Origin of the sequence: Bordetella genomosp. 4, from assembly GCF_002261185.1 — a bacterium.
In the GTDB taxonomy this organism is placed as follows: domain Bacteria; phylum Pseudomonadota; class Gammaproteobacteria; order Burkholderiales; family Burkholderiaceae_B; genus Bordetella_A.
In genome coordinates this window covers 68,266-90,280 of record NZ_NEVQ01000013.1, presented here as the reverse complement: position 1 = coordinate 90,280, position 22,015 = coordinate 68,266, and the positions used below count along the sequence as shown (strand labels likewise).

The 22,015-nt window shown below is 59.5% G+C and carries 19 protein-coding genes; 6 read left to right on the top strand and 13 right to left on the bottom strand.

Annotation, left to right across the window (positions count from 1 at the left end; all coding sequences use genetic code 11):
- The first annotated feature begins 49 nt into the window (after positions 1–49).
- The gene (locus tag CAL20_RS10670; protein WP_094820987.1) at positions 50–661 is read left to right on the top strand and encodes a glutathione S-transferase family protein; all 612 of its coding nucleotides are present in this window, start codon (positions 50–52) and stop codon (positions 659–661) included.
- Between the two features lie 16 nt (positions 662–677).
- Here the strand turns inward: CAL20_RS10670 and CAL20_RS25605 are convergent, their stop codons facing one another.
- Complete coding sequence (locus CAL20_RS25605) at positions 678–830, bottom strand: hypothetical protein (protein ID WP_179266654.1); 153 nt, start codon at positions 828–830, stop codon at positions 678–680.
- 78 nt (positions 831–908) lie between these two features.
- On the opposite strand from CAL20_RS25605, the gene CAL20_RS10665 reads away from it, so the two are divergent.
- Positions 909–1,523 carry an SCO family protein gene (locus tag CAL20_RS10665; protein WP_094820985.1) on the top strand — a complete coding sequence of 205 codons (615 nt, stop codon included), beginning with the start codon at positions 909–911 and terminating at the stop codon, positions 1,521–1,523.
- 5 nt (positions 1,524–1,528) lie between these two features.
- Here CAL20_RS10665 and CAL20_RS10660 read toward each other — a convergent pair whose 3' ends face one another.
- Positions 1,529–2,002, bottom strand: a complete 474-nt coding sequence (locus tag CAL20_RS10660) for an Lrp/AsnC family transcriptional regulator (RefSeq protein ID WP_094820984.1) — start codon at positions 2,000–2,002, stop codon at positions 1,529–1,531.
- A gap of 117 nt (positions 2,003–2,119) precedes the next feature.
- On the opposite strand from CAL20_RS10660, the gene CAL20_RS10655 reads away from it, so the two are divergent.
- Together CAL20_RS10655 and CAL20_RS10650 are read left to right on the top strand one after the other, a co-directional pair.
- Positions 2,120–3,610, top strand: coding sequence for an aminotransferase class V-fold PLP-dependent enzyme (locus tag CAL20_RS10655; protein ID WP_094837840.1), 1,491 nt, complete (start codon positions 2,120–2,122; stop codon positions 3,608–3,610).
- 110 nt (positions 3,611–3,720) lie between these two features.
- Positions 3,721–3,972, top strand: coding sequence for a GlsB/YeaQ/YmgE family stress response membrane protein (locus CAL20_RS10650; protein WP_094820982.1), 252 nt, complete (start codon positions 3,721–3,723; stop codon positions 3,970–3,972).
- Positions 3,973–4,129: 157 nt separating this feature from the next.
- Here CAL20_RS10650 and adeC read toward each other — a convergent pair whose 3' ends face one another.
- From adeC to CAL20_RS10635, 3 genes are read right to left on the bottom strand one after another with little or no spacing between them, the layout of a single operon-like run.
- Complete coding sequence (gene adeC, locus CAL20_RS10645; protein WP_094837839.1) at positions 4,130–5,638, bottom strand: AdeC/AdeK/OprM family multidrug efflux complex outer membrane factor; 1,509 nt, start codon at positions 5,636–5,638, stop codon at positions 4,130–4,132.
- The gene (locus CAL20_RS10640; RefSeq protein ID WP_094837838.1) at positions 5,638–8,841 is read right to left on the bottom strand and encodes an efflux RND transporter permease subunit; all 3,204 of its coding nucleotides are present in this window, start codon (positions 8,839–8,841) and stop codon (positions 5,638–5,640) included. Before CAL20_RS10640 ends, adeC begins: the two co-directional genes overlap by 1 nt.
- 9 nt (positions 8,842–8,850) lie before the next feature.
- Entirely contained in the window at positions 8,851–10,035 is a 1,185-nt protein-coding gene (locus CAL20_RS10635) for an efflux RND transporter periplasmic adaptor subunit (protein WP_094821389.1), read from the bottom strand.
- A 237-nt stretch (positions 10,036–10,272) separates the two neighbouring features.
- Here CAL20_RS10635 and CAL20_RS10630 point away from each other — a divergent pair, with 237 nt between their 5' ends.
- A complete protein-coding gene (locus tag CAL20_RS10630) occupies positions 10,273–11,202 on the top strand; it encodes a LysR family transcriptional regulator (protein ID WP_254924004.1) in 930 nt (309 codons plus the stop codon).
- A gap of 45 nt (positions 11,203–11,247) precedes the next feature.
- Here the strand turns inward: CAL20_RS10630 and CAL20_RS10625 are convergent, their stop codons facing one another.
- On the bottom strand, positions 11,248–11,979 hold the full coding sequence (locus CAL20_RS10625) for a pseudouridine synthase (RefSeq protein ID WP_094820980.1): 732 nt from the start codon (positions 11,977–11,979) through the stop codon (positions 11,248–11,250).
- Positions 11,980–12,344: 365 nt separating this feature from the next.
- On the opposite strand from CAL20_RS10625, the gene CAL20_RS10620 reads away from it, so the two are divergent.
- The gene (locus CAL20_RS10620; RefSeq protein WP_094820979.1) at positions 12,345–12,911 is read left to right on the top strand and encodes a chorismate--pyruvate lyase family protein; all 567 of its coding nucleotides are present in this window, start codon (positions 12,345–12,347) and stop codon (positions 12,909–12,911) included.
- A 108-nt stretch (positions 12,912–13,019) separates the two neighbouring features.
- Here the strand turns inward: CAL20_RS10620 and CAL20_RS10615 are convergent, their stop codons facing one another.
- From CAL20_RS10615 to CAL20_RS10580, 7 genes are all read right to left on the bottom strand, one after another.
- A complete protein-coding gene (locus tag CAL20_RS10615; RefSeq protein WP_094820978.1) occupies positions 13,020–13,556 on the bottom strand; it encodes a YaeQ family protein in 537 nt (178 codons plus the stop codon).
- A 170-nt stretch (positions 13,557–13,726) separates the two neighbouring features.
- Entirely contained in the window at positions 13,727–14,341 is a 615-nt protein-coding gene (locus CAL20_RS10610) for an autotransporter outer membrane beta-barrel domain-containing protein (protein WP_094837837.1), read from the bottom strand.
- A 16-nt stretch (positions 14,342–14,357) separates the two neighbouring features.
- Positions 14,358–15,338: an autotransporter outer membrane beta-barrel domain-containing protein gene (locus tag CAL20_RS25600; RefSeq protein WP_179266653.1), complete on the bottom strand. Its 981-nt coding sequence runs from the start codon at positions 15,336–15,338 to the stop codon at positions 14,358–14,360.
- 1,148 nt (positions 15,339–16,486) lie between these two features.
- Positions 16,487–18,481 (bottom strand): dipeptide ABC transporter ATP-binding protein, encoded by a 1,995-nt coding sequence (locus CAL20_RS25775; RefSeq protein ID WP_254924041.1) that lies wholly within the window; start codon positions 18,479–18,481, stop codon positions 16,487–16,489.
- 41 nt (positions 18,482–18,522) lie between these two features.
- Positions 18,523–19,401 carry an ABC transporter permease gene (locus tag CAL20_RS10590; RefSeq protein WP_094820975.1) on the bottom strand — a complete coding sequence of 293 codons (879 nt, stop codon included), beginning with the start codon at positions 19,399–19,401 and terminating at the stop codon, positions 18,523–18,525.
- Entirely contained in the window at positions 19,398–20,342 is a 945-nt protein-coding gene (locus tag CAL20_RS10585; RefSeq protein ID WP_094820973.1) for an ABC transporter permease, read from the bottom strand. Before CAL20_RS10585 ends, CAL20_RS10590 begins: the two co-directional genes overlap by 4 nt.
- Before the next feature lie 103 nt (positions 20,343–20,445).
- Positions 20,446–21,960 carry an ABC transporter substrate-binding protein gene (locus CAL20_RS10580; protein ID WP_094820972.1) on the bottom strand — a complete coding sequence of 505 codons (1,515 nt, stop codon included), beginning with the start codon at positions 21,958–21,960 and terminating at the stop codon, positions 20,446–20,448.
- Between the last annotated feature and the right edge of the window lie 55 nt (positions 21,961–22,015).

The window sequence follows — 22,015 nt, the reverse complement described above, 5'->3', positions numbered from 1 at the left end:
GAATGGCAACTTGAATATGCCATGTCGTTCTAATGGAGAACAGCACACCATGAAACTGTACTACATGCCCGGCGCCTGCTCGCTAGCTGCCCACATTGTCCTCGAATGGGTCGGCAAGCCGTACGAGACACAGGCCATCGCGCGCGACGCGCTGAAACAACCCGAATTCCTGAGCATCAACCCCATGGGTGCCGTGCCCGTCCTGACCGACGGCGATTACACGCTGACCCAGAATGCCTCCATCCTGGAATACCTGGCCGAACAAGCCCCGCAGTTGAACCTGCTGGGCGACGGCACCGCCCAATCCCGCGCAGAAGTCCGCCGCTGGCTCGGATTCATCAACTCCGACCTGCACCGCACCTTCTCGCTGGTCTTCGGCCCGCAGCGTTTCGTCGCCAGCGAAGCCGCGCAAAAAGAGCTCAGCACCTCCGCCGCTGCCATTCTGCGCAACCTGTTCACCATCCTGAACACCCAACTCGCGGACAAGCCCTACCTGGCAGGCAAGGCCCCCACCATCGCCGACCCCTACCTCTACGTCGTCCTGCGCTGGGCAAAGGCCAAAAACATCGACCTATCCGGCCTGAACAACCTGACGGAATTCTCGAGCCGCATGGACGCCGACAAAGGCGTGCAAGCCGCGCTAAAAGCCGAAGGTCTGTAAACGGCGACGCGATCCATCATTGCGGCAATATACGGGCGAATAGCTTGCGCGCCGGAATGACAAAAGCTTCGGTGGCGGCCAGTCCCCTGGCCTTCAACGCCCGATAAAACGCCTTGAAGACCTCGCTGCGGCTGGCCACGATAAACGGCTCAAGAGCCCCTGTTTCCATCACCAAGAACGCCAAAATCCCCCTCAAGCTAGAATCAGGCCATTCCCGTGCCACATCGCATCAGCGTCACGACACCACATGCCTGCCATTCTCACCCGCCGCCTCTGGCGTGCTCTGCTGCTAGCCACCTGCACCCTGCTCGCCGCCTGCGGAGATCGAGCCGTCAACTGGACCCTCTACGACGTCAAAGGCCACCTGCCAGACCTGCAATTTCAATTGCCCGGCGCAGGCGGAAAAACTGTCTCCAGCGAAGACCTGAAAGGCAAGACCGTCATGCTGTTTTTCGGCTACGCCAGTTGCCCCGACATCTGTCCCACCACCATGGCGCAACTTACCGCCGTCCTCGAACAACTTGGCGACGACGCCCAAAACGTACGTATTCTGTTCGTCAGCGTTGACCCCCACCGCGACACACCCGACAAACTGCAGGCCTACGTCGATGCCTTCAACAAGCAGGCCATCGGCGTCACCGGCACCGAAAAACAGATCGCCGATCTCGCCCGTCGTTATCGCGTCGCCTATCAAATCGAAAAACCGCGGCCGGGAGATTCCGCCGAAATCTACGACGTCAGGCATAGCCGCGGCGTCTATATATTCGACAACACCGGCAAAGCCCGCCTGCTCGCTTCAGACACCGAGAGCACCGCTGACATCGTCAAGGACATGCGACAGTTAGTCGAACTGACTCGCTGAGGCGCTCAGCCCTCCATAGACCGCAAATCCAGCGGCCGGTTGTCGATGATGGCCTCCATACTGAAAAACCCGGTCACCGTCGCCAGCTCAAACCCCGTAATCAGCCGCTGATAAAAACGGTCGTACCCCGCCATGCCCCGGCAGACCACCTTGATCAAATAATCCCAGTCGCCCCCGATGCGATAAAACTCGGTCACCTCGGGCAACTGATCCACGTGCTGACGAAACGCATCGGCCCAATCCTTGGAATGGCGGCTGGTCCTTATCATCACGAATACCGTCAGGTCGAAGCCCAATTCGACCACATTCACCTGCGCGCGCGTGCCGCGAATGATGCCGCAGCTATGTAAGCGCTGCAGCCGTCTCCAACACGCGTTTTGCGACAACCCCACACGATCCGCCAGCTCGCGCTGCGACAACGCGCCGTCCCTTTGCAGGCAAGAGACGATAGCCATATCAAATTTATCTATTTTTTCCATGAATCAGATCATACGACCCAAAATTGGCGATTTTTCGGAAAATTTAGGTGATGTTTCAATTTTCTTTCCATCGTATGATATTTGGACACCTTCGGCATGACCACAAAGACGGCATAGATGGATACCCACACAGTCGCAACACCCGCCACACTGGGCCTGTTGCAGCGATTTCAAGCAGATCTCAACACCGGCGACGTCATTGCCCGCCTGGCTGACGGGCTTATCGGCCAGGACGCAATCGTCCAAGGCCCTTACGGCCCCAAACCGCTGATTTACGCCGACTATGTCGCTTCAGGCCGGGCGCTCATGCAAGTCGAGCGCTTCGTACTCGAAAAAGTCCTGCCCTATTACGCCAACTCGCATACCGAGGCCTCGTATTGCGGCGGATTCATCACCCGCCTGCGTCGCGAAGCTCGCGCCGCCATCGCGCGCTGCTGCGGCGCCACTGCCGAACATGCGGTGATTTTCGCCGGCTCGGGCGCAACAGCGGGTATCAACCGATTGGTCCATTTGTTCGGCGTCGATGCAGCCATCAAGGCCGGAAAAAAAGTCCGCGTCATCATCGGCCCCTACGAACATCATTCGAACATTTTGCCCTGGCGTGAATCCGGCGCCGAACTCATCGTGCTCGCCGAAAGCCCGCAAGGCGGTCCCGATCTGAATGAGCTGGACGCCGCCCTGAAAACCCACGACGATGCCTTGGTCATCTGCGCACTGTCGGCCGCCTCGAACGTGACGGGCATTGTCGCCGACGTCGCCGCCATTACGCGCCGAGTAAAAAAAGCTGGTGCAAAAATGCTATGGGACTATGCCGGCGGCGCACCTTATCTGCCCGTACAGTTGTCGCCCGCCGCCGATGCCCCCATCGACGCGATCGTCTTTTCTCCTCATAAGTTCGTTGGCGGTCCTGGCGCCTCGGGCGTCCTGATCGTGCGGCGCGACGCGGTCCTGAACACCACCCCCACATGGCCAGGCGGCGGTACCGTCAAATTCGTATCGCCGCTGAACCACGACTACAGCGACAGCCTCGAATCCCGCGAAGAAGCCGGTACGCCCAACGTCATCGGCGACATCCGTGCCGCACTCGCAGTCCTGGTCAAAGAGGCCATCGGCGCCTCGTTCCTGCAACAACGTCAGGCCACCTTGGTGCAGCGCGCACTGGCAACATGGCAAGGCGTGCCGCAGATCGAACTGCTCGGTTCTCTGACCGCCGAACGCTTGCCGATTTTCTCGTTCCGGGTACGTAATGGCCAAGGCGGCTTTGTCCACCAGCAATTGATCACCCGCATGCTGAGTGACCGATTCGGTATTCAGGCCCGCGGCGGATGCGCCTGCGCCGGGCCCTACGTGCATGAACTGCTCGACATCGGCGCCGACGAATCCGCCCGCATGCGCCTAGCCATTCTCGATGGCCGCGAACTCGAAAAACCGGGCTTCACCAGGTTGAATCTCAGCGTCCTGCTACCGGATGCCAAGGTCGATTTCATTCTGGCATCGGTATTGGCGCTGGCAACGGACGCAACACAATTCGAACACCAGTACGGGTTCGACCCGAGCCGAGCGATTTTCACGCCCCTGAACACCGTGGCGAATGCCACACAGATGTGACAACCGCACGGTGTTGTTGTACAAACACCCTGAATACGAGTTGTTACACCGCAGTCGCCTACGGTGAGTATCATCAGAGCGTTTACCCATCGCCTAACAGGAGTGTGCGAATGAGCATTATCATCATGATCATCGTTGGCTTTGTCGTGGGTCTGATTGCCCGCGCCATCATGCCTGGAGATCAGTCCATGGGGATCATCTTTACGACGATTCTCGGGATTGTGGGTTCTGTCGTCGCCGGCTTTCTAGGCCAGTCGATGGGTTGGTATGCTCCGGGCGAGCCCGCGGGCTGGATCGGTTCCGTAGTTGGCGCCATCATCGTCCTGTTCGTGGTCGGCCTGATCGCTAAAAAACGCGGCTGAAAAGCGCGGGAAAGGTCAGCGGCGACGCGCACATGCCGCGTCGCCCTCCGACGATCGACAGATTGTTTTTTGCGCGTTGTTGCTTGATGCGCATAAAGCAAAAAGAAACGGGCGGCTCTTGAGCAAGAGCCGCCCGTTTCGTTTTTACCGCTGATACTTATTTAACCGCTGGCGTAGCGCTACCTTGTGCAGCAGCCGCCGTGCCAACATCCTGCGCAGCAACCGTTTTCTCGGTCCAACCGCCGCCCAGCACCTGATACAGCGTGATCAGATTAGACAGCCTGGACAAACGCGTTTCCACCAACACCTGCTGTGCGGCGAACAGCGAGCGCTGCGAATCCAGGACGCTCAAATAATCATCCACGCCTTGGTCAAAACGCTGCCGCGACAAATCATAGGCACGCTGATACGCCGCTACCAGCTGCTGCTGTGCCACGATCTGCGTTTGGTAGGTGCCCTGGCCCGCCAAGGCGTCAGCCACCTCGCGGAACGCCGTCTGGATGGTTTGCTCGTAGGTCGCGATCTGGATGTTCTTGCGCACCTTTGCGACATCCAACCCTGCCCATAACGAGCCGCCAGCAAAAATCGGCATCGTGATCGACGGCGCGAAACTCCATGCCCCCGACCCCGCGTCGAACAGACCGCCCAGGCTGGAACTGGCCGTGCCTGCGCTACCCGTCAAACTGATAGTCGGGAAAAACGCAGCGCGCGCAGCGCCGATATAGGCGTTAGCGGCCTTCAGTTGATGCTCCGCGGCCCGGATATCAGGACGTCGCGCCAACAAATCCGAAGGCAATCCAGCCGGCAAGGTCTCCGGCACGATGCCGTCGGGCAAGGTCCTGGCCTGATTCAACTGCGCCACCACATCATCCGGCAAAGGCTGCCCCACCAACAACACCAATGCGTTGCGAGCTTGCGCCACCAGTCGCGTATACGTCGACAGATCACGCTGTGCCGTACGCAGTGACACCTCGGCCTGGCTCAGATCCAGCTCCGTTGCCACACCAGCGTCATAACTCTGTTTTGTCAACTGGTATGAATCCTGCTGCGACGTCAGCGTCGACTGCGTCAGGCTCAGCAGTTCCTGATCCGCGCGCAACGTCAGATACGCGATCGCCGTTTCGGAAATCAACGACAACTGCGTGGCGATACGCGTCTCGTCCTGCGCCAGATAGGTTTCCAATGCCTGGTCGCTCAGACTGCGGATGCGGCCAAACAGATCCAGTTCCCATGACGCCGTGCCGCCGACCTGATAGGAACGGGTGATATTGCTGCTGCCCGTGCTGCTCAGATCCGCAGGCAAGCGCTGTACCGAACCGTCGCCGCCGACACCCACACCAGGCAGCAAGTCGGCTCGCTGAATGCGGTATTGCGCGCGGGCCTCTTCGACGTTCAACGCCGCAACGCGCAAATCACGATTGGCCGTCAGCGCCATCGAGATCAGCTTTTGCAACAGCGGATCCGAATAGAAATCACGCCAGCCGATATCGGCCACGGGACCTCGCGCAGTGCCTTGGGATTGGCCTGTTTGCGTATAGGCTTCGCCCGTGGGATAAGCGGCGCTCACCGGCGCCTCGGGACGCTCGTAAGTCGGCGCCAGCGAGCAACCAGCCAAGGCAGTCGCCAGCGTCGCCGTCAAAAAAGATAAACGCATTCTAAAGTTCATCATTGCGGTTGCTCCCCAGGCTGGGTCGATGCCGAGTGCGGCAACGCGCGGTTATCGTCTTGCGGCTCGTCATCATCCTCGTCACGCCGCTCGCTCAAGCGCTTGATCTTGAACACACGCAACATCACGACAAAGAAAGCCGGCACAAAGAGAATGGCCAGGAAGGTGCCTGCCAACATGCCGCCAATCACACCCGTACCAATGGCGTGTTGGCTACCCGAGCCTGCGCCATTCGAAATGGCCAGTGGCACGACGCCCAGGATGAACGCCAGCGACGTCATCAAGATAGGACGCAGACGTTGGCGCGCCGCATGCACGGCGGCCTCGACCAGGCTTGCCCCTTCTTCATAGTGCGCCTTGGCGAACTCCACAATCAGAATGGCGTTCTTGGCGCTCAAGCCCACTGTCGTCAATAGCCCCACCTGGAAATACACGTCGTTGGACAAGCCACGCAACAAGGTCGCAACCAGCACACCAATCACGCCCAACGGTACGGCCAGCATCACCGATGTCGGAATCGCCCAACTCTCGTACAACGCGGCCAGGCACAGGAACACCACCAGCAGCGAGATCGCATACAGCGCAGGCGCTTGCGACCCCGACAGGCGTTCCTCAAACGACAGGCCCGTCCATTGATAGCCCACACCGGTCGGCATGGTCGACGCGATGCGTTCCATTTCCGCCATCGCCTCGCCCGAGCTATAGCCCGGCGCCGGATTCCCCTGAATGTTGAACGACGCCACACCGTTGAAACGATCCAGGCGCGGCGGGCCGAACACCCACTCCGCCGACGAGAAGGACGAGAAAGGCACCATCTCGCCGCTCGAATTGCGTACGTACCATTTCTTCAGGTCCTCGGGCAGCATGCGCGAGTCGGCCTGACCCTGTACGTAGACCCGTTTCACACGCCCACGATCCAGGAAGTCGTTCACATAGGAGCTTCCCCACGCCGTCGACAGCGTGCTGTTGATGTCCGACACGGCAACGCCCAAGGCACGGGCTTTTTCGCGGTCAATGTTCAGTTGATACTGCGGCTGATCGACCATCCCGTTCAGACGCGTACCCACCAGAATGGGACTTTTTGCGGCTTCGGCCAGGAACTTGTCCCGCGCCTCGGCCAGCTTTTCATGCCCCAGCCCGGCCTGATCCATCAACTGGAAGTCAAAGCCTGAAGCGTTACCCAGCTCCATCACCGCAGGCGGGGCAAACGCAGCTACACGAGCGTCATGCAAGTGCGTGGCAAAAAACGCGTTGGCTCGCTGCGCCAATGCGCCCACCTTTTGCTCGGCGTTGGGGCGATCCGCCCAGTCACGCAGTTTGACGAACATGATGGCCGAGTTCTGGCCGCGGCCGCCAAAGCTGAAGCCGTGCACCGCAAACACCGAGGTGACGACGTCTTTTTCGTCTTCCAGGAGGTAGCGCGTCGCCTCACGTACCGTCTCGCTCGTACGCTCGGCGGTGGAGCCCGTCGGGGCCTGGACCTGAACGAACAGAATGCCCTGGTCTTCTTCAGGCAGGAACGAGGTCGGAATACGCGTGAACAGCCAGCCCATGATCAACACAAGCAGCAGATAGATCAGCATCAAGCGCTTGGTGCGGCCCAGACCGCGAGCGACCGAATTGGCGTAGCCGGTGGTCGAGCGATCGAACATCCGGTTGAACCAGCCGAAAAAGCCCGTCTTGGCGCCGTGATGTCCTTTGGGGATGCGCTTGAGCATCGTCGCGCACAACGCGGGGGTAAACACGATGGCCACCAACACCGACAAGGTCATCGCCGCCACAATGGTGATCGAGAACTGCCGATAAATCACGCCCGTCGATCCGCCAAAAAAGGCCATCGGCACAAACACCGCCGACAACACCAGGGCAATACCTACCAGCGCGCCCGTGATCTGGCTCATCGATTTACGTGTAGCCTGCTTGGGCGACAAGCCCTCCTCGGCCATCAAACGCTCGACGTTTTCCACCACCACGATGGCATCGTCCACCAGCAAGCCGATGGCCAACACCATGCCGAACATGGTCAGCGTGTTGATGGAATAGCCGAACATCGCCAACACGGCAAACGTGCCTAACAGCACCACGGGCACTGCCAAGGTCGGAATCAAGGTCGCCCGGAAGTTCTGCAGGAACAGATACATCACCAGGAACACGAGAATGATGGCTTCGATCAGCGTGTGAATCACACTCTCGATCGACAGCGACACGAACGGCGATGTGTCATACGGATACACCACCTCCATGCCGGGCGGGAAATACGGCTTGAGCGTATTGATCGTGTGGCGCACGGCCTCGACCGTGTCGAGCGCGTTCGCCCCTGGGGCCAGCTTGATACCCAGACCCGTAGCGGGCGTCCCGTTGTAGTAGCTGTCGATGGAATAGCTCTGCGCACCCAGCGATACCGTTGCAACGTCACGCAGGCGCACCTGCGACCCGTTGCTATTGACCTTCAGCAAAATCTCGCCGAACTCTTCGGCCGTCTGCAGACGCGTCGGGCCGATGATGGTGGCGTTCAACTGCTGGCCGCGCACCGAGGGCAAACCACCGAGCGAGCCGGACGACACCTGCACGTTCTGTTCTTCGATGGCGTTGACCACATCGCTGGTCGTCAAGCTGAAGTTCAGCAATTTGGCGGGGTCCAGCCAGATCCGCATCGCGTATTGCGAGCCGAACAACTGGAAATCCCCCACACCCTGTGTACGGCTGATCGGATCCTGCACGTTGGCCGCGACATAGTTGGCCAAGTCTTCCTTGGCCATGCTGCCATCGGTCGAGATGAAGCCGGCAAAAATCAGGAAGTTCTTGGTCGCCTTGGTGACGCGTATCCCTTGCTGCTGCACCTCTTGAGGCAACAGCGGTTGCGCCACGGCCAGCTTGTTCTGCACCTGCACCTGTGCCGTATCCGGGTCGGTGCCCTGCGTGAACGTCAGGGTGATGGTCATGCTGCCGTCAGAGTTACTTTCCGACGTGATGTAGCTCAGGTTATCGATGCCGTTCATCTGCTGTTCGATGACCTGCACCACACTGTCCTGCACCGTCTGGGCCGACGCCCCCGGGTAAGTCACCTGGATGCTGATGGCCGGCGGAGCAATATTCGGATATTGCGCTATCGGTAGGTTCAGGATCGACAGAATCCCGGCCAGCATCAAGCAGATGGCAATGACCCAGGCGAAGACCGGCCGATCAATAAAAAACTTGGCCATGCGGGCTCCTTACTTGGCCGCGGCGGCGGGGGCTGCAGACGGCGACGCGGCGGCAGTCGCCGGTTTCGCCTCGAATTCTTTGGCAGTCACTTCGACACCCGGCTGTACGCTTTGCAAGCCCTCGACGATGACTTTGTCACCGGCCTTCAGGCCATCGGTGACCAGCCATTGGTCGCCCACCGTACGATCGGTTTTCAACACACGCAGCTCGACCTTGTTCTCGGCATTCACCACCAAAGACGTCGGTTGGCCACGCTGATTACGCGTCACGCCGCGCTGCGGCACCAACAGCGCCTGCGTCGCCGTACCCTCGAGGATGCGGGCGCGCACGAACATGCCGGGCAGCAGTTTGTGATCGGGATTGGGGAACACCGCACGCAAGGTCACCGAGTCGGTGCTCTCGTCGACCGTGATCTCGGAAAACTCCAGCGTGCCTTCCACGCCATAGTTTTGGCCGTTGGACAGCACCAGCGACACGCGAGCGGAATCCTTGCTCATGTCTCGTTGGAGCAGTCCGCTCTCGATCGCATTGCGCAAGCGCAGCAATTCGACGCTGGATTGCGTCACATCCACATAGATGGGATCGATCTGCTGCACCGAGGCCAATGCCGCCGTCTGATTGGCCGTCACCAACGCGCCCTCCGTGACAGACGAGCGGCCGATGATGCCCTCGATGGGCGACAGGACCTTGGTGTACACCAGATTGATTCGCGCCGTCTCCAGTGCGGCCTTGGCCGACTGCACGTCGGCGGCAGCTTGATCACGCGCCGCCACAGCATCATCATAGGTCTGGCGGCTCACCGCTCGCGTTTCCGTCAGCGGCTTGTAGCGCTGCACCAGCAGATTGGCCGTCTTCAACTGAGCCTGAGCGCGCGCCAATGCGGCCTGCTGACTATCAAGGCTGGCTTGGTACAACGCAGGATCGATCTGATAGAGCTGCTGGTCGGCCTTGACCTCGCCGCCCTCGGTGAACAAACGCTTCTTGATGATGCCGTTGACCTGCGGGCGGACTTCCGCCACTCTGTAGGCCGAGGTGCGGCCAGGCAATTCGGTCGTCAACACCACCGGACGCGTCGCCAAGGTCACGACGCTGACTTGTGGCTTGCCTCCCGCGGGTGCTTCTGCAGTCTTGCTGCAGGCCGCCAACGCCAGCGCGGTCGCTGCGAGGGTCAAAACAGCGGCGCCACGCCGCATTCCGTTGTAGTTCATACCATCCTTTCCGAGCTATAACGTGCCCGCACCATCCCTTTCGGCGTGGTGCTCGCAGCCCTGATTTACTGATTCACAAGTGCCACTGCGCAGTACCCCTATGTTGCACTGCGCAACGCGGTATTTTGCTTTATCCCAATTCAGAAACAAAGTAGGAAAAAGCGAAAACATCATCCCATATATGGAATAATCTGTGCTCCAACGTGATTAAGGGCTACGCCCATGAAACGCCTGCAAGGCATGGAACTCTTTGTCGAAGTCGCCAAAACCTGCAATTTCGGCCGCGCTGCCAACAATCTGGGAATTCCAAAATCAACCCTGTCCCGTCAGGTAGCCGAGCTGGAACGCTCGTTGGGGCTGCAGTTGCTCAGTCGCACCACACGCAAAGTGCAACTGACCGAGGCGGGCGAGCTGTATTTTGCGCGGTGCCAACGCATTGTTTCGGAAGCTCAGATCGCTCACGAAGAGCTGCAAAAACTGGTCGAAACGCCCTCGGGGCCATTGCGGGTCAATATGCCGGCCGATTTTGGCACAGATTTTCTTGCAGAAGCCTTTCTGGAATTTTCTCAACGCTATCCTGAAGTCACCTTTTATCTAGATCTGGCCAGTCCCGAGCATGCCGGGCGGGTATTCCAGACATGCGACATTTCCATCGAGATCGGCGCCCTGCCCGATTCCACCCAGATTGCGCGCCTGTTAGGACGGCTATCGGCCTATCTGTACGCGTCGCCGGAATACCTGAAGCGCCACGGCACTCCAAAACACCCGAGTGACTTGACCAGCCACGAATGCATCGAGTTCCGCGCCGACAATAGCCGTGTGACACGATGGCCGCTGTCGCGCGGGGACGAACGCATCGAGATCACGCCCAGCAACCGCTTTTCCGTCAACAGCATGGCCATGGTGCGCAGCCTGGCGTCGCTAGGCGCCGGCATTGCCATTCTGGGCCCGACACAAAGCGTCTTTCAGGACGTCGAAGAACAACGCTTGCAACGCGTCCTGCCTGACTGGCAGGCGGGACCGTTTCCGGTCCATGCTGTCACCGACACACGACTGCTGCCCGCCAAAACTCGAATTTTCATCGAGTTCCTGATGGAAAGACTACGCGACGGCAAACTCGTAGCGCAGGATAGCGCGGACTTATTAATTTAAATTAAGGCGAGTAATCGGCTGAAACAGCTGTCACATATTTGGCTTTTAAAAGCGCTCGTCGTCCCGCAAATATCGCCACTGCCCTTGCGGCAGATTGCCCAGTCTGACTCGGCCGATACGCACGCGTTTCAGTCCCACGACCCGCAAGCCCACCAGTTCGCACATGCGGCGGATCTGGCGTTTTTTGCCCTCGCGCAGGATAAAACAGAGTTGGTCGTCGTTTTGCCAGCGGACCTGGGCGGGACGCAGCGGCTTGCCATCGAGCGATAGGCCGTGATTCAGCAGCGCCAGCCCACGCTCGTCCAGACGCCCCTGCACGCGTACGAGATATTCCTTGTCTACGTCGGAGTCCTCGCCGATGAGCTGACGAGCGATGCGGCCGTCCTGGGTCAGCACGAGCAGGCCTTGGGAATCGATATCCAGCCGGCCTGCGACAGCGAGGCCCTGCAGATGGGCCCGTGAAAATCGCAGCGGCGAGCGGTCATTGGCGTCGCGCGAACGGGCATCGATCAAGGCAACGGCGGGGGTATAGCCTTTTTCGGCCTGGCCCGATACATAGCCGACGGGTTTGTTGATCAGGATGGTGACGCGAGAGGTCTGCTGCGCCTGGGCGGCGCGTTCCAGGGTGATGACCTGGCCGGGATAGGCTTTGGCGCCGAGCTCGGATACGACGACGCCGTCGACTTTGACCCAACCGCGCTCAATATAACTATCGGCCTCGCGCCGCGAGCATAGGCCGCGCTCGGACATCAGCTTTGAGATTCGTACTTTTTCCATATGCCTTGGTGGTCTGCTACGCGACTGGTGATGTGGGCGTGTAGCGAAGGGGGTATTTTAGGCCGAAGGAGCTCAGGACAGGTTCAGGGTCTGGTTCTGGTCAGCGTGGTGGCGTTCTTAAACCGTTTCTGCCACGCGCCCAGTGCCACGCCGGCCCTATCACTACGGCTCGGCCGCAACACCAGGCGGCCTCGGCCCCGCTGCGCGGGGCTGCCCTCCGATCTACGGGCCGGCGCGGCACTGGGCACGCGGCAGAAACTCTCGGTGTAGGCATGCCTTGAGATACATCGAATTTGGTGCTTTTGTCTGGAACAGTGAGGGCCGGGGTTTAATCTGTTGCGGACAGACTTGGCATAATAGCGGCTATGACAGCCTTTCTTCCTCTCGCCGCTGGTTGGCAGCCTACGGTTGCGCCTTCGTTGACCCCTGCTCATAAATACTGGTTGATGCGTCCCGGCGCCTTGACGGCCGGGTTGCGGCAGTTGGGCAAAATGGATTTGCGTGTATTGAACGAATATGCCGACGGGGTCCCACTGGATGAGGCTCGTGGTATGGGTCTTGAGGTAGCGTGTCCTGTTTGGGTACGGGAAATTCTGATGTCCGTGGACGGTGTGGACAGCGTGGTGGCGCGCAGTCTGACGCCATTGGCTGCCTCTCATGGCGTGTGGCAAGGGATACGCCGGCTGCGCACGCGGCCGTTGGCGGACATGCTTTATCACGATCGCACGATTCAACGTTCGCCCTTTGTATGCCGCAGACTGGCTTCGCCCGTACCGTTTTATGCGACAGCGCGACGCGTACAGGCCGAGGGAGACAACGGTGCGCTGTGGGCGCGGCGTTCGGTATTTTGGCGATATGGGCAGCCGCTGTTGGTCGCCGAATGCTTTTTGCCGGGTTTTTGGCGAATCGCGGAACAAGGTTCGGCCAAGTAGCGATTCAGCAGGCTGGTTGGTGGCCCAAGCAGTCGCTCAGATCGGCGCTGCTCTGCAGATCAGCATCTCGTACGAATCCCGGAGCCGTGCCATCCCACGGAAAACGATCTAACGCCAGATTTCGGGCTCGACGGTCACCTGCCCTTTGTCTGCAGACACAAAGACGGCGCTGTCTTGTATGTTGACGTGCACATCCATCGTACGTTCGGCCAATTCGCCGAGTTCGCGGGTCTGCGCGGCCGGTAAATGTACGACGCGCAGGTTGCGGGCGCGTTCGAGTTTGTTGCGTACGCCGTCCCACCACACGGTGCTGGCATGACCACCGTAGCAATAGACGATGACTTGTCCGGCACGGCCGCAGGCTTTCAGAATGCGGCGTTCGTCAGGCTGGCCGACTTCGATCCACAAATCGATGGCGCCAGTCAGGTCCTTCAACCATACATCGGGTTCATCTGTTTCGCTCAAACCCTTGGTGAAGGCCAGGCCTTCTTGAGCGTGCAATCCGAATGCCAATAAGCGCACCATCATGCGCTCGTCCGTCTCTGACGGATGCCGTGCGATCGTCAAGGCATGACTACCGTAATAATGCCGATCAGTGTCGGCTACGTGTAGGTCAGCTTTATAGATCGTTGCGCGTAGGGCCATGGTGACATCCAACGGGAGACGCCCGTTTTGAAAAAGGGCTAATCATACCCGTTGGATCTAACGCTAGCGGGGAACTGGGGCGGTCAGGCGTCAGAAATGGCCGAAAAAACATCGTTGGCCCGCTTGCTTTCCCAGTTCCCGGCCATCAATAATCGCCTAGACGCAGCGCATCAGTAGCGATACTTTGCGACCAGGTTGCCCCCCGTCTCACGATAACCGCCATTGCCCTGATTGTGGAACAGCTCGATATTGAGCGATACCTGACGATTGAGATCGCCTTGTACGCCCAATTTCAGTTGGCCGGCATTCCGTCCGCCATTCATATCGGAGCCGGCGTCATCCAGTCGCACACCATAGCCTTTGGTCGAATGCAGCCAATTGACTTCGATATGCGGGGTGACGACAGACGTCAATCCGGTGGAGATATGCGCGGCGGCGCGCACCCCGACGGCCGTTTGCACACGCGAGCCGTTGAGAAAATCCACACGAGTGCCGTCGGCTTCGCGGAAATCGTGGGCACGCACATTTTGATAAACAGCCTGTGCATGGGGTTGCACCACATATTTCACGTTATTGCGCTCGGCGAGATTGAAGTTGTATCCCAACTCCAACGACGCGGTGACGCCCTTTGAGACGTAGTTCTCTCTCGGCAGATCCCCGCCTTTAACGTTGTTTTTGAACCGGTTCCACAGCAACCAGCTATCTACGAACAGCCCCTGCTGCGCGCCGACATCTTGTAGATAAGTACCATACAGACCCACACTGTAGCCATCGACTCTGCCCACGCTCGTATAGTCGAAGCTATCCGAATGCGTGCGGCCCGTATAGTGACCATAGCCCCCCCATCACACCCATCGTGAATCGATCGCGGCCGCTGGTAGAGGGCATGAACATGTCCACGCCCATCATGACAGCGTTCTTGTCGCCCTTGGTGTACAGCTGATCCGAATCGTCTCGCTGACGGATGCTCGAGCCACTGTATCGGATCCATGCATTGCCTGCGTCCGGACTGGATTCGTCTTTGTAATAGCTGTTGAGACGATCACTCAGATTCATCTGAAACATCGTGTTGGCTGCCCAGGCGTTGCTGTTGTATGAGCCGGCAGCCGGTCGGATGGCAGTTTGATGGACGGGCGGGGATGCCTCCAACGTCACCACAGGCGCCTCAGGCTGCTTCAATATCTCGGCGGCGTCGGCTTGCGGCGTTTTGGATTGCTCGTCATCGGTTGGCCCCTCTGTGACTTGCTTTGCGCCCGTCTGTTCCTCTGCCGGCCCTTTCTCTGCCGATCGTTCTTCTGTCAGCAGTGCTTCCGATTGTTGTGCTTTTACTTTCTGCTCTTCGATTCCTGAATCGCGATCCTTCATCGCACTTTGATCTCCCGCCGTTCGCTCAGATACTCGCGGGCCTTCATGCTTGGGAGCGGGGTTATCCCCCCCTGCGCTCAGATCGGACGCATCAGGATCCGTCCCGTCGTACGCCTTTTGGGGGCCACCTTGATCGAGGTTTTCGCCGCCCGCGACTGTTGCCGCCTCGCCATCCTTTGCGGCATCCTGCGCCAACAGCGTTGGCATCGTGGACGCCGAAGGCGGTTGACTCGTACCGCTGGGCCCACCGGGCAACTTGGCTTCTTTATCGCTCTCGTCCTCAACGTTCTCCTGGGCCGCCCATATGCCCATCCACTCAAGAGGTACACTGACGGCCTTTCCTGCGGCCCACCACAGGCCGGCATATCCGGTCTCAGTCCGCGCAATTCCATGCGCATCCGCGGGGAACGTAGACATTGCAGTAGTCGGCGTGACCCGCTGCTCCCATGCGTCCACAGCCAAGTTCTTTTGGTGGAGCAGACTAAAATCCTGCTCGGCAGCCTTGACAGCGTTCCGAGCGTTATCTAGGACGAGCGTAGCGTCGGCCACACGGCGACCGCCGCCACCACCATACACCACCGCCTCAACCCTCTGAGCTGCCTCGTATCTGCTCTCAGCACTTGCGAGTCCAACCTTCTCAGCGGCGAGTTTATTCTGAGCACGCGCATAGTCCTGAGGGTCGGGACGCTGCGGCCCCCCCTGAAGACCTTGTTTGACCGCACCGGCAGCAGCGTAAAGATCGACAGCCAGAGAGCCGAAAGCAACGGCGCTCTGCCCCACGGCGAAGCCTTCATGAAAAGCCGCTGGCGCCTCTCCATATGACAGCGCAGTGTTGATCAAAGGATCCACGACATAATGTAAAACGGGGACGCTAGCCACTCCCGTCACGTAGGGATGATTGCTTCCTAGAGCCCGAACGGCCATGTGCTTCGCAATGGAAACGCCCCCGCCCGCAATGGCACCCGCGAAATAAGGGATGGCATTCTCCTTTGTGGGCGCATTATCCCAAACATGCCGTACCCCAGCATGTCCCCACCCTACCATCGTACGCGCCCCGTTTGTAAGCGCAGACAATCTGCCCCCTTCCTGTCCAGACGTCTCTGCACCAACGGGAGCAGCGGCCGATGCAAACGCAACACCTAGTATGGCGGCTGATAATGTTGTACCTCCAAAGCGCCGCGTCGAATGACGCGCAGCGAAGTAATCATGCTCATTGCGGGGGACGATCGTCCCGAAGACCTTAGGCATACACACGACTCCGTAATCAGTAAATAGCGAAATCGCGGATAATGCTGCGCCGTAAGCCAAAAACGAGGCGCCACGTCCAACTAAGCAGATTTTCGGACAAAAAGAACTGAAACAGCCGGCAACCAGCACCCTAAGCATGCCGCTCTCGTGAGTCGCTGTCGGTGCCTGGAAGCCTTACCGGGCCGTAGAGCCGCGATTTAGCCCGCGAAGCGGGCCGAGGCCCCTGGTTGTCCTGGTCGCGGCGATAGGCCCGGTAAGGCTTCCAGGCACCGACAGCGACGTCTTCACAGAGAAGATCTACGCCAACAACTCACCCCCTATCCCGCATACACCCCCACAGCATGACGAGCGACAAAATGCCCCTCGCCCACTGCCACCAGCGGCGCCACGACAGGATCATCCCCCACCCGACGCACCGGACTGGGAATCTCATCAACGAGCAATGAACGCTCGCGATGGCGGCGTTGCGGATCTGCGATAGGCACAGCGTCCATCAGCTTGCGCGTATACGGATGCTGCGGATTTTCAAAGATCGCTCGACGCGGGCCGATCTCGACGATCTGCCCCAGATACATCACCGCCACACGATGGCTGATGCGCTCAACCACCGCCATATCATGCGAGATGAACAGCAGCGATATCCCCAGCTCGCGTTGCAGATCGAGCAAGAGATTGACGATCTGAGCCTGAATCGACACATCCAGCGCCGACACCGACTCGTCCGCCACGATCACCTTCGGATTCAACGCCAACGCACGGGCAATGCAGATGCGTTGACGCTGGCCGCCGGAAAATTCGTGCGGATAGCGGTCAATCATCTCGGGCATCAACCCGCATTTGTCCATCAGCCAGCGCACGCGCTCTTGCGCCGCCTTGCCTTTGGCCACATCATGAATCAGCAAAGGCTCCATGATCGAATAGCCCACGGTCATGCGCGGGTCCAGCGAGGCAAAGGGATCCTGAAAAATGAACTGAATGTGGCGCCGCAAAGTCTGCATGGCCGCGCCGCGCAGGCTGCCGATATCCTGACCATCGAACTCGATACTGCCGCCTTGGCTCTTCACCAGTTGCAGCAGCGAGCGGCCTGTCGTGGTCTTGCCGCAGCCTGACTCGCCTACCAAGGCCAAAGTCTCGCCCGGATAGAGATCGAAACTGACGCGTTCCACGGCGTGCACCCTTTTCTGCACACGACCGAAAATACCACCGGTGATGTCGAAACGAGTGACCAAGTCCTTTACGCGCAAGACGGGGCCGTTGTCGCGGCGTACCGTGCTCTGCGGGACCTCGGCCAAAGACGACGTCGCAGGGGCATCCGCGGCGCTCCTGAGGTTCGCCGCACGATTAGCATCGCTCACGGGAACCGTGCCCGCCACCGACGTGTCCTCGTCTGCGGCCATCGCGCCCGCGATAGCTTGTGCATTCGCTTTCGCGCCGGCAGTACGCCCGGCATCCGTCACCTGCAATAGCGGAAATGGCGCCGGCTCGTCCGTGCCCTTCATCGCGCCCAAACGCGGCACGGCAGACAGCAAGGCGCGCGTATAGGCATGGCGCGGCGCGGCGAAGATCTCGTCCGAGCCGCCCTCCTCGACCTTGTCGCCACGGTACATGACCAGCACACGATCGGCGACCTCAGCCACCACGCCCATGTCGTGCGTGATGAAAATCACCCCCATGTCCATTTCCTCCTGCAATTGACGGATCAATTGCAGGATCTGTGCTTGAATGGTCACATCCAGCGCCGTGGTCGGTTCGTCTGCGATCAACAACTGCGGTTTGCACGACAGCGCCATTGCGATCATGACACGTTGACGCATCCCGCCGGATAGCTGATGCGGATAGCGATCGAGAATGGCGCGTGCCTCGGGAATACGGACGCGCTCGAGCATGCGTAATGTCTCGGCGCGAGCGCCGGCACTGTCCAGCCCCTGGTGCAGTTGCAACGCCTCGGCGATCTGCGAACCTGCCGTAAAGCTGGGATTCAGCGAGGTCATCGGCTCTTGGAAAATCATCGCTACGTCGGCACCGCGCACTCGCTCCAGCACTGTATCGCTAGCGCGGGTCAAGTCCAACACACTGCCATCGCGGCGACGCAAGCGCATCTCGCCATTCACGATGCGGCCACCGCCGTACTCTACCAAACGCATCAACGCCAACGACGTCACGGATTTTCCGGAGCCCGACTCGCCAACAATAGCGAGCGTTTCGCCACGGTCGACATGAAACGACACATCGCGCACGGCTTTGACAACGCGATCCGGCGTTTTGAACTGCACGGTCAAACCATCGACCTGCACGACGCGCTGGGCATCCATATGTTGCGCAGCGCTCTTGGAATCCCTGTTTGTCGTCATCGTCATTTCTCCTGCCGCGGGTCGAGCGCGTCACGCAGGCCATCGCCCAGCAGGTTGAACCCCAATACCACCAGAAAAATCGCAGAGCCCGGGAAAATCGACATCCAGGGTGCTTGCACCATAAAGTTTTTGCCCGTGTTCAGCATCGATCCCCATGACGGATTTGGCGGCTGCAGGCCCAGCCCCAAGAACGACAAGCTCGCCTCCGCAATGATGGCCGTGGCAATGGTGATGGTCGCCTGCACGATCAACGGCGGCATGATGTTGGGCAGGATGTGGCGCGCAATGATGCGCGTATCCGATGCCCCCAGCGCGCGCGAGCTCTGCACGTAGTCTTCGCTCTTGACGGCCAATACCTGGCCGCGCGCCAATCGTATGAATTTCGGCGCAGCCGACACCCCGATGGCGATCATGGCGTTGGTCAGACTCGGCTCTAGAAACGCCGCCAGCGCAATGGCCAGAATCAAAAACGGAATCGCCAGCAAAGCCTCGGTGCAGCGCGACACGATGCTGTCGACCCAGCCGCCGAAATAGCCCGACACCAGGCCGAGCGGCACACCGATGAGCACGGCGATGGCCACAGACACGACGCCGGCCATCAAAGACGCCTGCGCGCCGTACAGCATGCGGCTATAGATGTCCCGGCCCAGTTCGTCAGACCCCAGCCAAAACGCCGCGGAAGGCGCCTTGCGGATCGTCATGAAACTCGTCTGAAAAGGATCGTGCGTCGCGAGCAAGGGAGCAAAGATCGCCAGCAATACCATCGCCAGGACGATAGCAGCCCCGAGCAAGGCTACACGATTGCGTTTGAATTTACCCCAGGCGCGATTGCGGCGGCGGGGCGGCGTAACGGCGGCAGCCGTAGCAGTATTTGCGCTCATGCGTGCCTCAAACGTGGGTTAACCAGGATATACAGAATGTCGGCCAACAGGTTCATGACGATGAATCCCACGGCCACGCACAGGACCACGCCCTGCACCACTGCGTAGTCACGCGTGAACACCGCGTCGACGATCAGCTTGCCGAAACCGGGAATGGTAAAGACCTGCTCCGTCAGCACAGCACCAGCCATCAACTCGCCAAACAGCAGCGTGACCAGCGTCACGATCGGCATCAAGGCATTACGCAAGGCATGGCGCAGCACCACGCGACGCGCCGATACGCCTTTGGCGCGGGCGGTGCGCACGTAGTCTGCGTTCAGCGCCTCCAGCATGGCCGAACGCGTATGGCGCATCAAATAGGCGGCAATCGCCGTCGATAACACCAATGCCGGCATCAGCATGGTCTTCATGGACAACCAGAAATCCTCGAACGGTGAAACATACCCCGACGCGGGCAGCAGACGCCATTTCACAGACACCAGCATGATCAGCAGAATGCCGAGCCAGAAGTTCGGAATCGACATGCCTGACAGCGCCGCGACATTGGCGCCCATCTCGGTGACCGTGCCCTTGCGTACGGCTGCGATGATGCCCATGGGCACGCCGATCAAAATGGCAAAAAACATCGCCATCGTCGCCAGCTGCAGCGTGACGGGCAGTTTCTGGGCGATTAATTGCGTCACGGGCACGTCCGTACGCAACGAGGTCCCCAGATCGCCCTGCAGCACATTGCTCACCCATGCCCAATACTGCACGGGCCATGAAGCATCCAATTGATATTTTTGGCGCAGAAACTCCAGGACGGCAGGATCGCGCTCCTCGCCCGCCATGGTCAGCACGGCATCGCCGGGCAGCAGTTTCTGCAGCAGGAATACGATCACCGACACCAGTATCAGTGTCGGTATCGCCACCAGTACGCGACGCAGAATTATTTTGAACATAAAGAAACCTGAAAAACTCGGGATTTCGAACGGTCAACGCCAAATGCACGGGCCGTGCGTGACGGCACGGCCCGTGCATCCGGCGATGCAAGACTCCCCGCGCTTATTGCGCGAACGTCACGCCCTTCAGGCGGATCATGCCGTCTGGATAGGGCTTGAAGCCTTGAACCTTTTTAGCCAGCACAAACGGCCAAGGCTGGTAGTAAATGTAGACCGCCTGCGTTTCGTTTTGCAGAATGCTCTGTGCCTGATCGTAGATCGCTTTGCGCTTGGCCTCGTCAGGCACGGTGCGCGCCTCGTTCAGCAGTTTGTCGATCTCGGGATTGCAATAGCGGCCGTCGTTCAACGCGCCTTTGCATGTCACGAACTGATGGATGTTGCCATCGGGATCGACGCGGCCGGACCAGCCACGCATCAACAACTCGAAGTTGCCGCTTTGCGCTTCGCTCAACAAGGCCGCGTACTCCGTCGGGCGCAGACTCAATTGAAACCCCGCCTCGGCGGCCATGGCCTGCACCATCTCGGCGATCGCCGAAGTCGTGGTGTTGTTGCCGAAGGCCAGCTCGGCCTTGACCTGCTCCTTGCCTGCTTCTTTCAGCAGGGCCTTAGCCTTGGCCACGTCGCGAGCGGGGATCGGGAATTTGTCGCTGTGATAGGGGCTGGCCGGCGGAAACGGCTGATTGGCGGGATCAAAAATACCGCCCCCCACGACTTCGTTGATCACATTGCGATCCAGCGACAACTCGAATGCGCGGCGCACGCGTGCGTCTTTGAACGGATTGGTTTCGGCGCGCTTGCCATTGGCCACGTTGAAGTAGAACTGCTGGTAACCCAGGCCGGAGACGTTGGCAAATTGCAGCGAGGCATCGCTCTTGACCTGTTGGGCGTCCGAGGGATTCATGCGCTCCAGGATATCCAGGCCGCCCGCACGCAGGTTGGACAGACGCACGGTGGAATCTGGAATCGGCAAGAACGTCACGCGCTTGAAGGCGTAGTCCTTGGCGTTGTAATACTGGTCGAACTTGTCCAGCACGATGCGGTCGTTCTGCACACGCTGCACGAATTTGTACGGTCCCGAGCAGACCGGGTTGCGCCCTACAGCGGCAGTATCGTCGGTAAAGGTCTTGGGCGACAGCATCATGCCCGCCCGGTCCGACAACGACGCCAGCAAGGTCGCGTCGGGCTTTTTCAATTTCAGCACCAACGTCTGTGCGTCAGGGGCGTCAGCCGACTCCACGGAAGCCAGCTCGCTCTTGCGCATGCTGTCCTGCAAGCCCAGGGCGCGCTCGATGTTTGCCTTGGCTGCCGCCGCGTCGAACTTGGTCCCATCGTGAAACACCGCGTCCGAGCGCAGCTTGAATGTCAGCTGAGTATTGTCGTCGTTCCATGACCACGACTCGGCCAATTGCGGCACGAACTGCAGTTTTTCATTGACGTCCACCAGTTTGTCGCACAGGGACGTGAAAACAATACGGCCCACATAGGTGCGAGCGCGATGCGGATCGAGCACGTCGGGATCTTCTTGCAAGCCGATGCGCATTTCCTGCGCGACGGCAGCGCCTGAGGCCACGGCTAATAGGGTTGCACACAGTCCAAGCTTGAAGGTCTTACGCTTCATGGTTCTTTCCCTTGTATACGTGTTGTAGACACCAAACCGGAGCCTGTCGTGGGGC

Coding starts and splice junctions, on each gene's coding strand:
- CAL20_RS10620 (WP_094820979.1), top strand. CDS start 12,345: ATGACAGCCTTTCTTCCTCTCGCCGCTGGTTGGCAGCCTACGGTTGCG.
- CAL20_RS25600 (WP_179266653.1), bottom strand. CDS start 15,338: ATGTCTACGTTCCCCGCGGATGCGCATGGAATTGCGCGGACTGAGACC.
- CAL20_RS10665 (WP_094820985.1), top strand. CDS start 909: ATGCCTGCCATTCTCACCCGCCGCCTCTGGCGTGCTCTGCTGCTAGCC.
- CAL20_RS10625 (WP_094820980.1), bottom strand. CDS start 11,979: ATGGAAAAAGTACGAATCTCAAAGCTGATGTCCGAGCGCGGCCTATGC.
- CAL20_RS10660 (WP_094820984.1), bottom strand. CDS start 2,002: ATGGAAAAAATAGATAAATTTGATATGGCTATCGTCTCTTGCCTGCAA.
- CAL20_RS10650 (WP_094820982.1), top strand. CDS start 3,721: ATGAGCATTATCATCATGATCATCGTTGGCTTTGTCGTGGGTCTGATT.
- CAL20_RS10630 (WP_254924004.1), top strand. CDS start 10,273: ATGAAACGCCTGCAAGGCATGGAACTCTTTGTCGAAGTCGCCAAAACC.
- CAL20_RS25775 (WP_254924041.1), bottom strand. CDS start 18,481: ATGGATGCCCAGCGCGTCGTGCAGGTCGATGGTTTGACCGTGCAGTTC.
- CAL20_RS10640 (WP_094837838.1), bottom strand. CDS start 8,841: ATGGCCAAGTTTTTTATTGATCGGCCGGTCTTCGCCTGGGTCATTGCC.
- CAL20_RS10615 (WP_094820978.1), bottom strand. CDS start 13,556: ATGGCCCTACGCGCAACGATCTATAAAGCTGACCTACACGTAGCCGAC.
- CAL20_RS25605 (WP_179266654.1), bottom strand. CDS start 830: ATGGAAACAGGGGCTCTTGAGCCGTTTATCGTGGCCAGCCGCAGCGAG.
- CAL20_RS10585 (WP_094820973.1), bottom strand. CDS start 20,342: ATGTTCAAAATAATTCTGCGTCGCGTACTGGTGGCGATACCGACACTG.
- CAL20_RS10635 (WP_094821389.1), bottom strand. CDS start 10,035: ATGCGGCGTGGCGCCGCTGTTTTGACCCTCGCAGCGACCGCGCTGGCG.
- CAL20_RS10580 (WP_094820972.1), bottom strand. CDS start 21,960: ATGAAGCGTAAGACCTTCAAGCTTGGACTGTGTGCAACCCTATTAGCC.
- CAL20_RS10670 (WP_094820987.1), top strand. CDS start 50: ATGAAACTGTACTACATGCCCGGCGCCTGCTCGCTAGCTGCCCACATT.
- CAL20_RS10590 (WP_094820975.1), bottom strand. CDS start 19,401: ATGAGCGCAAATACTGCTACGGCTGCCGCCGTTACGCCGCCCCGCCGC.
- CAL20_RS10655 (WP_094837840.1), top strand. CDS start 2,120: ATGGATACCCACACAGTCGCAACACCCGCCACACTGGGCCTGTTGCAG.
- adeC (WP_094837839.1), bottom strand. CDS start 5,638: ATGAACTTTAGAATGCGTTTATCTTTTTTGACGGCGACGCTGGCGACT.